This window comes from Paenibacillus sp. FSL H3-0302, from assembly GCF_037982245.1.
Lineage (GTDB): Bacteria > Bacillota > Bacilli > Paenibacillales > Paenibacillaceae > Paenibacillus_AQ > Paenibacillus_AQ odorifer.
Genome location: NZ_CP150284.1, coordinates 3372357 through 3385568, shown reverse-complemented (window position 1 = coordinate 3385568; position 13212 = coordinate 3372357). Strand labels below are relative to the sequence as shown.

At 41.7% G+C, this 13212-nt stretch carries 13 protein-coding genes; 4 read left to right on the top strand and 9 right to left on the bottom strand.

The window, feature by feature from the left end:
- Positions 1 to 20 precede the first annotated feature (20 nt).
- The 5 genes from MHH50_RS15065 to MHH50_RS15045 form a co-directional block, all read right to left on the bottom strand.
- On the bottom strand, positions 21 to 815 hold the full coding sequence (locus MHH50_RS15065; protein ID WP_076125594.1) for an SDR family NAD(P)-dependent oxidoreductase: 795 nt from the start codon (positions 813 to 815) through the stop codon (positions 21 to 23).
- A 166-nt stretch (positions 816 to 981) separates the two neighbouring features.
- A complete protein-coding gene (locus MHH50_RS15060; RefSeq protein WP_340034552.1) occupies positions 982 to 2007 on the bottom strand; it encodes a helix-turn-helix domain-containing protein in 1026 nt (341 codons plus the stop codon).
- 18 nt (positions 2008 to 2025) lie between these two features.
- Positions 2026 to 2973 (bottom strand): LLM class flavin-dependent oxidoreductase, encoded by a 948-nt coding sequence (locus MHH50_RS15055; protein ID WP_340034551.1) that lies wholly within the window; start codon positions 2971 to 2973, stop codon positions 2026 to 2028.
- A complete protein-coding gene (locus tag MHH50_RS15050) occupies positions 2954 to 3316 on the bottom strand; it encodes a hypothetical protein (RefSeq protein ID WP_340034550.1) in 363 nt (120 codons plus the stop codon). The genes MHH50_RS15055 and MHH50_RS15050 overlap by 20 nt, the downstream gene beginning before the upstream one ends.
- Positions 3317 to 3353: 37 nt before the next feature.
- Positions 3354 to 3803, bottom strand: coding sequence for an OsmC family protein (locus MHH50_RS15045; protein WP_038571065.1), 450 nt, complete (start codon positions 3801 to 3803; stop codon positions 3354 to 3356).
- Between the two features lie 150 nt (positions 3804 to 3953).
- On the opposite strand from MHH50_RS15045, the gene MHH50_RS15040 reads away from it, so the two are divergent.
- Entirely contained in the window at positions 3954 to 4439 is a 486-nt protein-coding gene (locus MHH50_RS15040) for a nucleoside deaminase (protein WP_076190361.1), read from the top strand.
- Positions 4440 to 4562: 123 nt separating this feature from the next.
- On the opposite strand, the gene MHH50_RS15035 is transcribed toward MHH50_RS15040, so the two are convergent.
- Positions 4563 to 5462, bottom strand: a complete 900-nt coding sequence (locus MHH50_RS15035; RefSeq protein WP_052097044.1) for a glycerophosphodiester phosphodiesterase — start codon at positions 5460 to 5462, stop codon at positions 4563 to 4565.
- A gap of 327 nt (positions 5463 to 5789) precedes the next feature.
- Between MHH50_RS15035 and MHH50_RS15030 the strand changes: the two genes are divergently transcribed.
- Both MHH50_RS15030 and MHH50_RS15025 read left to right on the top strand, forming a co-directional pair.
- Positions 5790 to 6764 (top strand): glycoside hydrolase family 43 protein, encoded by a 975-nt coding sequence (locus MHH50_RS15030; protein WP_340034549.1) that lies wholly within the window; start codon positions 5790 to 5792, stop codon positions 6762 to 6764.
- Between the two features lie 49 nt (positions 6765 to 6813).
- Positions 6814 to 7956 (top strand): glycosyl hydrolase family 8, encoded by a 1143-nt coding sequence (locus MHH50_RS15025; RefSeq protein ID WP_076125606.1) that lies wholly within the window; start codon positions 6814 to 6816, stop codon positions 7954 to 7956.
- Positions 7957 to 8038: 82 nt separating this feature from the next.
- On the opposite strand, the gene araA is transcribed toward MHH50_RS15025, so the two are convergent.
- Genes araA through MHH50_RS15010 form a run of 3 tightly spaced genes read right to left on the bottom strand, consistent with a single transcriptional unit; the run spans position 8039 to position 11815 of the window.
- Positions 8039 to 9463: an L-arabinose isomerase gene (gene araA / locus MHH50_RS15020; protein WP_038571054.1), complete on the bottom strand. Its 1425-nt coding sequence runs from the start codon at positions 9461 to 9463 to the stop codon at positions 8039 to 8041.
- A 32-nt stretch (positions 9464 to 9495) separates the two neighbouring features.
- Positions 9496 to 10191, bottom strand: a complete 696-nt coding sequence (locus MHH50_RS15015) for an L-ribulose-5-phosphate 4-epimerase (protein WP_076278474.1) — start codon at positions 10189 to 10191, stop codon at positions 9496 to 9498.
- A 16-nt stretch (positions 10192 to 10207) separates the two neighbouring features.
- Positions 10208 to 11815, bottom strand: a complete 1608-nt coding sequence (locus tag MHH50_RS15010; protein WP_076125608.1) for an FGGY-family carbohydrate kinase — start codon at positions 11813 to 11815, stop codon at positions 10208 to 10210.
- 308 nt (positions 11816 to 12123) lie between these two features.
- Between MHH50_RS15010 and MHH50_RS15005 the strand changes: the two genes are divergently transcribed.
- The gene (locus MHH50_RS15005; RefSeq protein WP_076125610.1) at positions 12124 to 13206 is read left to right on the top strand and encodes a GntR family transcriptional regulator; all 1083 of its coding nucleotides are present in this window, start codon (positions 12124 to 12126) and stop codon (positions 13204 to 13206) included.
- Positions 13207 to 13212 lie beyond the last annotated feature (6 nt).

Sequence of the window (13212 nt, the reverse complement as noted above, 5' to 3'; positions counted from 1 at the left end):
TATATCCTTTTAGAGTAAGCTTAAAAAATAGTCGGCACCATTCCCCCATCCATGCGAATTGGAGAACCTTTAAATGCAGAGGCATAAGGACTGCATACAAATGCTGCTAGTCTGCCTATTTCAAAAGGTTTAATAAATCGTTGTATTTCAGATTGAGGAAGATTTGTAGTCATGAATTTTCTTTCTTTTTCTGAAAAAGTCATATCTTCATTGGAGTATATCCCATCAATAATTTGATGCACATTTTCAGAAAGTGTTGGTCCTGGCATGATTGTATTGACTGTAACTTCAGTTCCTATCGTTAACTTAGATAAGCTTTTTGACAATGATAATAACATTGATTTGGTCATTGCATATTGAGGCATTTGGCCTGAAGGCATAATGGCTTCTTCACTAGCAATAAAGAGAATGCGGCCATAATCTTTTTGTAACATTTTAGGTAAATAGAATTTTGTTAATCCATTCGCAGCAAGGACATTAGTACGGAAGTATTTTTCGAATATTTCGTCGTCAACGTCCTCATATTTCATAATTTCATAGATACCCATATTATTAACTAAAATATCTATATTAGGGTATTTTTCGAATAAGGCTTCTCTTTGTTCAATATTCACAATATCCGCTGTAGCATTTTGTGGAGAGGTAGCCGGGAAATTTGACTTTATTTCATTTACAGTTTGTTCTACCTGATCATAATTCCGTCCATTAATTAGTACATTAACTCCTTCTTTAGCAAGTTCAAAGGCGATTGCTTTGCCAATACCTTTTGTTGATCCTGTAATTAAAGCTGTTTTATTATTTAATCCCATATCCATATTACATTTCTCCTTTTATCACGGCGTGCTGAGTAGTTGTCATTTCAAGAATAGTCCTGTGTGCCGGCTAGGATTATATTATCGTACCGGGGTTGTTCAGTAACTAGCGGATTGCGCCAAAGTTCTTGTTTAACACGCCAATGATAAATCTCTGAAAATACTGTCTTTATGAAGAGGGTATCAAGTTTAAACCTAAATGTTCAGTACGCCAATTTGAAGGAGTATCACCTTCCCAAAGACGGAAGGCACGGTAGAACGAGTTCTGGTCTTCATATCCAATCAAGAAAGCCACTTCTTTAATATCAAGCGATGGATCTGCCAGATACTCTCGTGCTTGCTCATGTCTAGCTTGTGTCAGCAATTGCTTGAAGCTTGTGTTTTCTTCAGTAAGCCTGCGTTGCAACGTACGGTCACTCATACTTAATGCCTTCGCAACAGCTTGAATGTCAGGGCGTCCTCCGCTGAAGCTGCGTTTCATGATCCATTTGACCCTCTCGGTTATAGAGCGAGTGCCCTTCTGTTCAGCAAGCGTCCGGTCCAAAACGGGAGTCAGAATCTCCAGCAGCTCTTCGTTGTACGAGATAAAAGGCCGATCCAAATCATTTCGACGCAACGTCAAACGATTATATTGAGCACCTATCTGAATTCGGCAGCCGAAATAAGCTTCAAGAATCTTTACATTTCCTATAGGCTGTGAAAACTCGACAAGCTGTGCTGTCAAAGGTAGACCTGTGCCTCGCCGCCCAAGCTCTAGAAGAAATGCCAAAGTGAGGCCTAGTAGCAGCGGTGGACCAAAATGCCCGGGATGCTGCCATTCCAATTCGATTGTACATAGCTCGCCTTCTTCGGTAAAACGCAAGCTTTCAGGAGGGCACATTTGTTTGTATCGTACCATTCGCTTAAGAGCATCGCGATAGTCCTTAGCATGGTATGTTGCTAAAACCGTCGGCGGATATTGTGTAGTTTCAAAGACGGTTGCAAGCTTAATGATTCCTTCGGCTGTATCCCCAATGAGATCGGAATATGCCTGCCAGACTGCGAAATATTGGGCGGTGGTGACTTCTGACTCTGTGATCTGGCTAAGTGGAAGATTTGCTTTGCTGGCTACATCTTGTGCAGTTATTCCTAATTGACTTAATCCAGCCCAAAATCCTGGTGGGATTTTAATTTGTTCAGAGGTATGAGACTTCATACATATGGACCTCCTTTATTAAGAACTCCAGCACGCTTGGGCAAGCAGTTCGAACGAATGTAACCGTTTCTCATAATCTGGAATCATGGTAACGATAATGAATTCATTAACTCCATACAAAAGAGATAACCGTTCCAACTTACCTTTAACACTTTCCGGAGTACCTACCAGCAGCTTGCGTTCCAAGGGCTCAGACTTCGCTTCGGCAGAACCTTCTTGTTGGAATAATGTCGTACCAGATGAGACCAATCGCTCTGCCTCATCCTCAGTCTCGGCGCAAATGACGCCAACAGCAACCATGGCCTGCGGTTCAGGAGAAAGTGAAGAAGGAGTAAAGGTTTCACGGTAAGCCTGCAAAACCTCCTCCCCTGCTACATCGCTCATGAACTGGCCGAACACATAACCTGCTCCAAACTCGGCAGCATATGCCGCGCTTTTCTTGTTTGTACCCAGCAGCCATAGCTCTGGAGATACGGGAGGGACCGGACGGGCGGTTATTGAACGTCCTTCATAGGAATAGTTACCCTGCAATAATTCAGTGACTCCTTTAAGGAGTTCTGGCATTTTCCAAACATTTTCGAGAAAATTGCCACTCAGTGCTAAACTTACTTCAGCCGTACCGCCGGGAGCTCTCCCTAATCCAAGGTCGATGCGTCCCGGGTACAAGCTGGCCAGCAAATGAAATGCTTCCACTACCTTTAGCGGCTTATAATGTGGCAGCAATAAAGCGCCTGAGCCAAGGCGAATGTGCGCTGTTTTCGCTCCAATATGCGATAAAAGCACCTCCGTAGAGGTACATGCTAATCCCGGCATATCATGATGCTCAGCAACCCAATAACGAGTATATCCCAGTCTTTCTGCTGTCTGAGCCAGCTTCACTGCTTGTCCCAATGCGGTACTAGCATCCACCGTATTAAAAACAGGTACGAGATCTAATACACTAAGCTTAATGGATGTTGTTGTCATGGTTAAGTCCTACTCGAGGGTTTCGGTAAAATTCGATCATATCGATAAAAATAAGCTTGTAATCAACTGTCACCGTAGCCAGATCATACATTCGGCCATGGCCGTCTTCTTTGGAGGCAAAAACAACATCGTGCCGCAGCTTATCCATAATCATTTTGCCGATGAACTGATGCTCGTATTCCGCGTACTTCTTTTTGAAAGCTTCATTAAATTCCCACACCTCTTGGTAAGACCGCTCTAGCATTGCGTTTACCAAAGTCAGCTCGTTGCCCTCTTTTTGTACAGCCACGTAATAATTTCCGCGCTCATCCTTGATCAAATCCTTATATAACTCAACGTTCAAAGTTAACGTCTCCTCTCTGATTACCTAGGACTCAATTTTATAGGCTTGCAGTCAGCACCGTTGGCTCTGTCGTGATTTCTACGTTTCCTGCAACGGCTCTGGAGATCATGCAGGAGCCTTCTGCTTTATGGGCAATTCGGATGGTTTTATCGATATCGTCCTGTGACGCATCTTTGGTAAGGGTGATTAGGGGTGAATGTTTGATGGCTTCATATGTAAAAATGTTATTCGTTACATCGACCGTCGCCTCTGAGGTTAACGTCAGCTCTGAAGTCGTAAGCCCTGCCCGCTCCAGCATTGCTGCAAGTGTAATGAGATAACAGGTTGCTGCTGCTCCCAAAAGCATCTCATCCGGATTCGTTCCTACTCCGGGTCCTCCCATTTCCTTCGGAATGGAAATTTGAGTCTTAAGCTGTCCAGCTTCAATAGTTCCGTCACTGTTACGGCCACCGTTCCATACGGCGTTCAATATAAACGGGTGCTTCATTTTTATATATCCTCCCTAGCTTGATATGCATGATATATTTTTCATCGAATACTTTACATGCTAACATAGAAGAATGTGGTGAACAAACAGGCTCAGGCCTACTATTCATGAAACTTATCTATAAATTAAAATTCAGGAGGTTCTACCATCATGATAAACGACACGGATATCAAACATCTTAAGCGTTGTATTGAACTTGCCCAAATTGCACTCGAAGCTGGGGACGAACCCTTTGGTTCCGTCCTTGTATCAGCAAGTGGCGAAGTGCTGGCGGAAGACCGCAACCATGTAGGTAGCGGTGACCATACTCAGCATCCCGAATTCGCTTTAGCCCGCTGGGCAGCTCAGAATATGACACTGGAAGAACGTAAGCAGGCAACAGTGTATACCTCCGGAGAACATTGCCCTATGTGTGCAGCGGCACACGGGTGGGTTCATTTAGGACGAATTGTATATGCAAGTTCCTCGAAGCAATTATCGGCGTGGTTAAATGATATGGGAATTGCAGCATCACCCGTCCGTAATTTAAGTATTCAGGAGGTTATTCACGATGCGTTCGTAGATGGCCCTGTACCCGATCTTGCAGAACAAGTACGGGAGCTTCATCTACAATTTCACGAGAAAAGACTTCATTAGTATGACGAAACAAAAATAATTGATTTTTCCGTAAAAAAAGAACCTTTGTATAAAGGTTCTTAGGCTGTCGAGAAAGTCTCGACAGCTTTATTTATGCCCAGAAAAGGGTAATTTCACATCCCTTTACCTTTTATTATTCTTAATTACTTCGCTAAAGCGGTCAGGGAAATTTGTATGTACACCATCTACACCCCAAATTACGGCTTTATCCATATTCACTTGATAATTCACAGTATATGGAAACACCTTTAGCCCTGAATTTTTTGCCTGCGCGACATATGCCGCATTTATTTTTTGAAAGTTAGGACTTATGCCTACAGCATAAGTTTTTAATCTATTCACATAGGATTCTGATATTTTATAAACAGGGAAATCATACCATACAATTTGATAAAGAGGGACTGCTGGATTTATGGAATGGAATCTACGTAAACTCGCTTCACTAAATGAATGAATAGCAACATGAGCCGACAGATCATAATTTAAAATTTCTTCGTTTAACAATGCCTCGATGTTCGAATTCGACGTGGGATCTTTAATCTCAATCATATAGTCCACTTCTTTTCCGAACCTTTCAAATACCTCTTTTAGTGTCGGAATACGTAAATCTACATATTTATCTCTAGCGAACATGGGATATTGTTCATTAAACCATGAACCCGCGTCTAATTTTGAGATCTGCTCTAAAGTAAAATCCTTTACATACCCTTTAGCATTCGTGGTACGGTTTACGGTCCCATCGTGAATAACAACAGGAACATGATCTTTTGTTAACTGAATGTCTAACTCGATATAATCGGTCTTCATATCAATGGCTAGCTCGAATGCAGGTATTGTATTCTCAGGAGCATATCCTGAAGCACCACGGTGAGCGATGGTATATACTTTATCCGCAGGCATGATAATTTCCTTTACTTTAATGCGAATCCAGGGGGAATAAGCATACAAAGAGGTGAACAATAAGATTAATAAAAGCACATGTATACCTATAAAGTAGATTCTGGAATTTTGAATTTTTTGCATTAAGCTGACCTCATCTTTTTAAAAATATAATGTAGAATACTTGGTGTCTTTCGCTCTAACATTCATTCTTGTGTAAAATTATGATTTATATTCCCTTATGTTAATCTCACCTCATTGTATTTGTAAGGATAAAGTTTGGAGATTTCTATTGTACCAGATTATCTAGAGAAAATATTGCGAGGCAGCATAAATGGGAAAGGGTCTGCAAGGTCAAGAAAGCAACATCTAAACTTTGTGGGGTATAAACTATAGTTGCTATATATACAGAGTCCTAAAGTTCTTATACCATTAACTTTGTAAGCGATTAACTTTATAGGAGGAAATGACTTGACAAAGCCAGTGCAACCCAATGAACCTCTCGTAACTCATATTTATACTGCGGACCCTTCTGCTCATGTATTTGAAGGCAAGATTTATATTTATCCCTCTCATGACCTGGATCACGATATGATCTCTAATGACAACGGTGACCAATATAATATGGAGGATTACCATGTTCTGTCTATTGATGGAGATGGCTCCCCTTGTATCGACCACGGTGAAGTGCTTCATGTGAAGGATGTCCCATGGGCTAAACAGCAAATGTGGGCTCCGGATGCAGCATACAAAAACAATACCTACTATTTGTTTTTCCCAGCCCGAGACCATGACGATATTTTCCGAATTGGGGTTGCAACCTCAGCGTCACCTTCCGGACCCTTTACACCTGAACCGAACTACATTCGTGGCAGTTATAGCATTGATCCCGCTGTTTTCGTTGATGATAGTGGCAAATCATATATATACTTTGGGGGTCTTTGGGGCGGTCAACTTGAAAAATGGCAAACCGGCTCATTTGTTACGGATGCAGAGGGACCGGCTGAAACGGCACCTGCTCTAGGACCTATCGTAGCGGAGCTGAGCGAGGACATGCTGAGCTTTGAAGGTGCGCCTAGAGAAATATCCATCGTCGATACGAACGGAAATCCGATTCTTGCTGGAGATGAAGAGAGAAGATATTTTGAAGGTCCATGGGTTCATAAATATAACGGTTATTATTATCTTTCTTATTCCACGGGTACTACCCATAATATTGTATACGCTATCAGTAAAGATCCGCTTGGGCCTTTTGTATATCAAGGAAAAATACTTACACCCGTCCTGGGCTGGACAACACACCATTCTATTGTTCAGTTTAAAGAGAAATGGTATTTATTTTATCATGATAGTTCTTTATCTGGTGGTGCTGACAACAAGCGTTCTGTAAAATATACGGAGCTGAAATACAACGATGATGGTACCATTCAAACCATCCATCCTTAGTTTTTATTGAAATGGAGTGCATGCTGTAGTGCATAGGAGGGGAAATATCATGCCAATAACACAACAAGGTGCTTTTTATACGGGGAAATATCGCAATTTATTTAAGGAGCTCGGCTTTTCTGAAGATGAAATCAACGCTAAACTCGAAGAAACTTGGAGTGATTTGTTTTACGGAGATCCGAACGTACGAATCTACTATCCGCTGGACGAGGATAAAAGCTATATTCTGGATACAGGTAATCTGGATGTTAGGTCTGAAGGAATGTCCTACGGGATGATGATGGCTGTTCAAATGAATAAAAAAGATGAGTTTGATCGTTTATGGAACTTCTCTAAGACGTTTATGCAGCACAAAGAAGGCCGTTATGCCGATTACTTTGCTTGGCACTGCAAGCCTGACGGTACAAGAATTTCTCAAGGACCCGCACCGGACGGGGAAGAGTTTTTCGCCATGGCTTTGTTTTTTGCCTCAAAACGTTGGGGGAACGGTCCGGAACCTTATAATTATTCCGAGCAGGCTCGAATAATATTGCGTGCTTGTGTACATAAAACTGAAACAGGCGCTGGTGACTCAATGTGGGACGCGGAAACGAAACTGATTAAATTCGTACCGGAATCCACCTTCAGTGATCCATCTTACCATCTCCCCCATTTCTATGATTTGTTCGCTTTGTGGGCTGATGCAGGTGACCACATGTTTTGGCGAGAAGCGGCGGAAGCCAGCCGCTCATATCTACACACTACATGTAATCCTATAACTGGTCTCGCTCCCGAATATGCTAATTTTAACGGCACCCCGGCAGAACCCCAGCCTCATGGTGATTTCAGTCATTTTTTCAGTGATGCTTACCGGGTTGCGGCTAATATCGGTTTGGACTGGGCATGGTTCCAAAAGGACAGCTGGCAGGTCGATCAATGTAACCGGATTCAAGCTTTTTTTAGGAATATCGAAGTTTCCAATTACCGGAGGTATACCATTGAGGGACAGGCATTCGACGAACCGGCGCTGCATCCGGTAGGCCTTTTGGCGACCAACGCTATGGCTTCGCTTGCTTCTGATGGCCCGGAGGCAGAGCATTTTGTCCGTTTGTTTTGGGATACACCTTTGCGAACTGGACAACGTCGTTATTATGATAACTGTCTGTACTTCTTTAGTTTACTGGCCCTAAGTGGAAACTATCGCATTTATTGAAGTAAATCGAACAAAACAATAGGACTCCATTCCTCAAAAAGCCGAGGAATGGAGTCCTATTAATCGTAATAAAGCTTTGCTATTATTTAATAACTACATATTCCAAGTTCACAAGTTTTGCGTAAGCAATAATTTGGTCTGTTGTAAGAGTTAATGAAACAACGGTGTGGTGACCGCCACCATTTTCGATCCAAGCTTTAACTCCGTCTTGGAAGTTTGGTTTAACATTCCAAAGCACACGAGCTACTGGAAGGTTTGGAGCTGGAACAGTTGGTTCAAAAGCAGTCACTTCATTAATCAAAAGTTTGTAATGCGTACCGAAGTCAGCCATGGAAACCACTACACCGTCTCCTGCTTTGCCGTCAAATACTAAACGGGCTGGATCGTCTTTACCACCAATACCTAGTGGAGACACGATGATTTTTGGTTTGTTGCTTGCCAAAGTTGGATCTACTTCAAGCATATGGGATTGAAGAATAGATTCTTGTCCAACTGTCAATTCATAAGTGTAATCTTCCATAAAGCCAGTCGATTGGTTATGGCTCATCACTTTAAGCAAGCGGTCGAGAGCTGCAGTCTTCCAGTCTCCTTCTCCAGCAAAACCATATCCTTGTGCCATCAAACGTTGAACAGCAAGTCCTGGAAGTTGTTTCATTCCATGTAAATCTTCGAAGTTTGAGGTGAAGGCATTGTAGCCACCTTGATCAAGGAAACGTTTGATAGCAATTTCATAGCTTGCTTGAACTCTTACGCTAGCTTCCCAAGCTTCTTTGCTGTTAGTGCCATAGTCGAATTCATACAGCTCTGCATATTCAGCAAACAAACCATCGATTTCCTCTTCTTTAACTTCATTAATGACTTGAACCAGGTCACCAATACCAAAGTAGTCAACCGTCCAGCCAAATTGAATTTGGGCTTCAACTTTATCTCCTTCAGTTACACCCACGTTACGCATGTTGTCACCAAAACGAGCAACTTTGATATTGAAGCTTTCGTTATAAGCAACGGCTACGTCCATCCATTCTGCAATTTGCTTTTGAACTTCAGGGCGTTCCCAATAGCCTACAACCACTTTGTTTTGTTTGTTCAAACGGGCGTTAATAAAACCATATTCACGGTCACCATGAGCTGCTTGGTTTAAGTTCATGAAGTCCATATCAATTGTTGCCCATGGAATACTTTCATTATATTGCGTAGCTAGATGAAGCAAAGGTTTTTGCAGCATTTTTGTTCCGCGGATCCACATTTTTGCAGGTGAGAAAGTATGCATCCAAGTGATGACACCGGCAACTTCGTCACGGTAGTTAACTTCTTTCATAATGTTGGTGATTTTATCTGCGCTGACAGCCAAATCCTGCAATACTAGTGGGTAAGGCAAAACTCCGCTTTTATTCAAAGCATCTGTCATCGTTTGTGCGTGCGCTTTAACTTCAGCCAATGCTTCTTCCCCATAAAGATGTTGCGAACCTACGACAAACCAAAATTCTTTTGCTACTGCTGTTGACATATTCATCCTCTTTTCATAATTTTGTGATTTGATTATTTTTGACCGTAATAAGCGTCTTTCCCATGTTTGCGCAAGTAATGTTTATCTAGAATACGTTGTGGCAATTCTTCCGCAAAATGGTTCAACTCTCTAGCAAATAAATTCATTTTCGATACTTCATCCAACACTACGCTGTTCATTACAGCGGATTTTGCATTTCCCCCCCAAGTAAAGGGTCCGTGGCCTTTAAGCAAAACACCGGGAACCGCCATAATATCTATCCCGCGTTGTTCAAAGGTTTCGATGATTACATTACCTGTTTCCGCTTCGTAACCCCGATCAATTTCCTCTTGCGTCAAGAAACGCGCACAAGGAATGGAGCCATAGAATGTATCAGCGTGCGTAGTTCCCATTACAGGAACGTCAAGTCCTGCTTGTGCCCAGATAGTCGCCCAAGTGGAATGTGTATGCACAATTCCGCCAATTTCGGAGTAATGTTTATAAAGTACTGCGTGAGTAGGGGTATCGGAGGAAGGTCTCATCTCCCCTTCAACCACATTGCCATCCAGATCAACTACTACCATATCGCTGGCTTTCATTGTTTCATAATCTACACCACTAGGTTTGATTACGAATAATCCACTTTCGCGATCAATTGCACTCACATTTCCCCATGTATACTTGATTAGTCCATGTTTCGGCAATTCCAGATTGGCTTGAAAAACCTCTTCTTTAAGTTGTTCTAACATCTTGATCCCTCCATTTTCAGACTAAATTATCAACAGCGGATTGCTCAATCGCCAGACCTTTTTTATAACGTTCGATAAAGGTTTCAAAACCTTTAATGTCGGTTGCATCGGGATGAATTTCTTCTCCCTTTACATCTTTGAACACTTTTTGATCGAGGAAGTCTTCCAAGCTTTCTTCCTGATTTTTGTTCATCATGTAGGAGGCAAGAATAGCCATTCCCCATGCGCCGCCTTCTCCAGCTGTCGACATTACGGAAACAGGAACATTCAGTGAAGCTGCCATCATTCTTTGGCCAACAACCGGAGTCTTAAATATACCGCCGTGTCCTAAAATACTATCAATAGCTACATTCTCTTCTTTCGTCAAAATGTCCATTCCAATTTTCAAAGCACCAAAGGCGCTGAACAAATGTGTACGCATAAAGTTAGCCAGATTAAATTTGCTCTCAGGCGAACGTACAAATAACGGACGACCTTCTTCTAACCCCGTAATGTTCTCACCCGAGAAATAACCGTAACTGAGCAATCCACCGGCATCTGGGTCTGCTTCCAAAGCTTTATTCAGCAGTACGCTGTACAATTTGTCAGCTTCGACCTTTTGCCCCATCGCTTCATAGAACTCACGGAATAATCCGAGCCAGGCGTTAAGGTCACTTGAACAGTTATTAGCATGAACCATACCTACTGGACTTCCGTCTGGCGTAGTCACCATATCGATTTCCGGATAAACCTTGGAAAGCTCTTTTTCCAATACGATCATGGCAAAAACAGAGGTTCCTACGGAGACATTCCCGGTACGTTTTCTTACACTATTGGTAGCAACCATACCGGTTCCTGCATCCCCTTCTGGAGGACTAAGCGGAATCCCAGCTTGTAATTGCAATGATGGATCCAGAATTTTGGCTCCTGCTTCGGTTAATAGACCTGCTTGCTCACCGGCAACATACACCTTAGGAAGAAGGTCGCTGGTCTTCAGCGAATAACCTTTGCCAGCAATAAGCTCGTCAAACTGTTGTATCATAGATTCATTATAATTTCCTATGGATTCATCAATCGGGAACATACCTGAAGCATCTCCAACACCAAGTGCTTTGTTGCCGGTCAATAACCAATGAATGTATCCTGCTAACGTTGTAACAAACCGAATCTGCGGCACATGTTCTTCTTTGTTTAAGATCGCCTGATAAAGATGAGCAATACTCCAACGTTCAGGAATATTGAATTTAAATACATCTGTCAGTTCTTTGGCTGCCTTACCCGTTGTTGCATTACGCCAAGTCCGGAACGGAACGAGCAATTGATCCTGTTCGTCAAAAGCCATATATCCATGCATCATTGCAGAAAACCCGATTGAACCAACGGTTTGGAGGGTGATTCCGTAATTTTGTTGAACTTCTTGCTTCATCTCACGATAAGCATCTTGTAGACCTTTGATAATATCTTCTAGGCTGTACGTCCAAAAGCCGTCTTTCAACTGATTTTCCCATTCATAACTTCCAGAAGCGATCGTTTGGAAACTATGATCAATAAGTACTGCTTTAATACGCGTGGATCCAAATTCAATCCCTAGCGAAGTTTCTCCCTTATTGATTGCTTCTTCGATGCTTAATCGATTCGATATCACGTTGGTCACCTCTCTGACAGCGCTTTTTTAATATAAAAGAATTCGCTTTCTTAATTGACAGCTTTAGTATAAATTTTTGTACGTACATTTGTCAATAAAATAGTTATATATACATACAAATATGGAGAAGATAATAATTTAACTCCGGACTTAGTTTGTTTATGATGATCTAAAGGTACGAAATATTTACATTTTTTCATAAAAAAAGAGCCCCTTTATATTTAATTCGTAGTCATGCTATAATTTGTACATACAACTTAACGAAATTTACGAATTATAAAGCGAACAAGTATGGAAAGAGGAATTACATGAAACCAAAGTATCAAGTGATTATAGAGGATATAAAAAGCAAGATCCTTTCAGGAGATTACAATGTAGGCGAACAAATTCCTACGGAGTCTGCCTTGCAGTCCTTGTACGAGGTTAGCAGACAGACTGTTAGAAAAGCCATTTTAGAGCTATCCAACGAAGGATTCCTCCGCAGCGAAAAAGGTTCTGGCACGTATGTCAGCAACCAATATCGCACAAAGACCGGCGGGAGTTCCCATAAGAAGACGATCGGTGTAATTACGACCTATATCTCTGACTACATCTTCCCTTCTATTATCCGGGGGATTGAAAGCCGAATGAATGAGGATAACTATTCACTACTATTGGCTAGTACCAATAACGATGTTGCGCAAGAAAAAAAAGCTCTCGAAATGATGTTGTCCTACGGCGTAGATGGTTTAATTATTGAACCTACGAAAAGTAATCTGTATAATCCCAATATTGCGTATTATCTGTCGTTTAAGGAGCAAGATATTCCACTCATTATGATTAATGCTTTTTATGAGGAAATAGAGCTCCCCTTCCTTTGTCTTGACGATGTGCAGTCCAGTTATCTGGCAACAAAAGAATTGATCTCCAAAGGCCACTCTCAAATTGGACTTATCGCAAAAATGGATGATTTACAAGGCAAATATCGAATGAAGGGTTATATCAAAGCCCTCGAAGAAGCTAAATTGCGGTTTTATCCAGAGCAAATATTTTCGTTCAACACCGAGACCAAACAAACCTTAGCTACGAACTTGAAGGATTTCCTAAATAAAAATAGAGATACCCTCTCTGCGATTGTCTGCTACAACGACGAGGTTGGTCTGGAAGTGGTCAATGCTTGCAGACAGCTAGACATTTCTATACCAGAGGAATTATCAATTATTGGCCAGGACAACTCCTATATTGCCCAAAATGCAAACATCAAACTGACCACTTTAACACATCCCCAAGAAACTATGGGCCGTGATGCAGCGGATTGGGTCATTAAAAAATTACAAGGAAAAAAGGATCTTCCCAACAATACTTATTATCAACCTGTGTTAATTGAAGGAGAAACAGTAGTCGAGAGATAGAATAAA

Bases quoted from the DNA above. Each gene is read 5' to 3' on its own strand.
- MHH50_RS15025 (WP_076125606.1), top strand. From the start codon at position 6,814: ATGCCAATAACACAACAAGGTGCTTTTTATACGGGGAAATATCGCAAT.
- MHH50_RS15005 (WP_076125610.1), top strand. From the start codon at position 12,124: ATGAAACCAAAGTATCAAGTGATTATAGAGGATATAAAAAGCAAGATC.
- MHH50_RS15065 (WP_076125594.1), bottom strand. From the start codon at position 815: ATGGATATGGGATTAAATAATAAAACAGCTTTAATTACAGGATCAACA.
- araA (WP_038571054.1), bottom strand. From the start codon at position 9,463: ATGTCAACAGCAGTAGCAAAAGAATTTTGGTTTGTCGTAGGTTCGCAA.
- MHH50_RS15040 (WP_076190361.1), top strand. From the start codon at position 3,954: ATGATAAACGACACGGATATCAAACATCTTAAGCGTTGTATTGAACTT.
- MHH50_RS15035 (WP_052097044.1), bottom strand. From the start codon at position 5,462: ATGCAAAAAATTCAAAATTCCAGAATCTACTTTATAGGTATACATGTG.
- MHH50_RS15060 (WP_340034552.1), bottom strand. From the start codon at position 2,007: ATGAAGTCTCATACCTCTGAACAAATTAAAATCCCACCAGGATTTTGG.
- MHH50_RS15045 (WP_038571065.1), bottom strand. From the start codon at position 3,803: ATGAAGCACCCGTTTATATTGAACGCCGTATGGAACGGTGGCCGTAAC.
- MHH50_RS15055 (WP_340034551.1), bottom strand. From the start codon at position 2,973: ATGACAACAACATCCATTAAGCTTAGTGTATTAGATCTCGTACCTGTT.
- MHH50_RS15015 (WP_076278474.1), bottom strand. From the start codon at position 10,191: ATGTTAGAACAACTTAAAGAAGAGGTTTTTCAAGCCAATCTGGAATTG.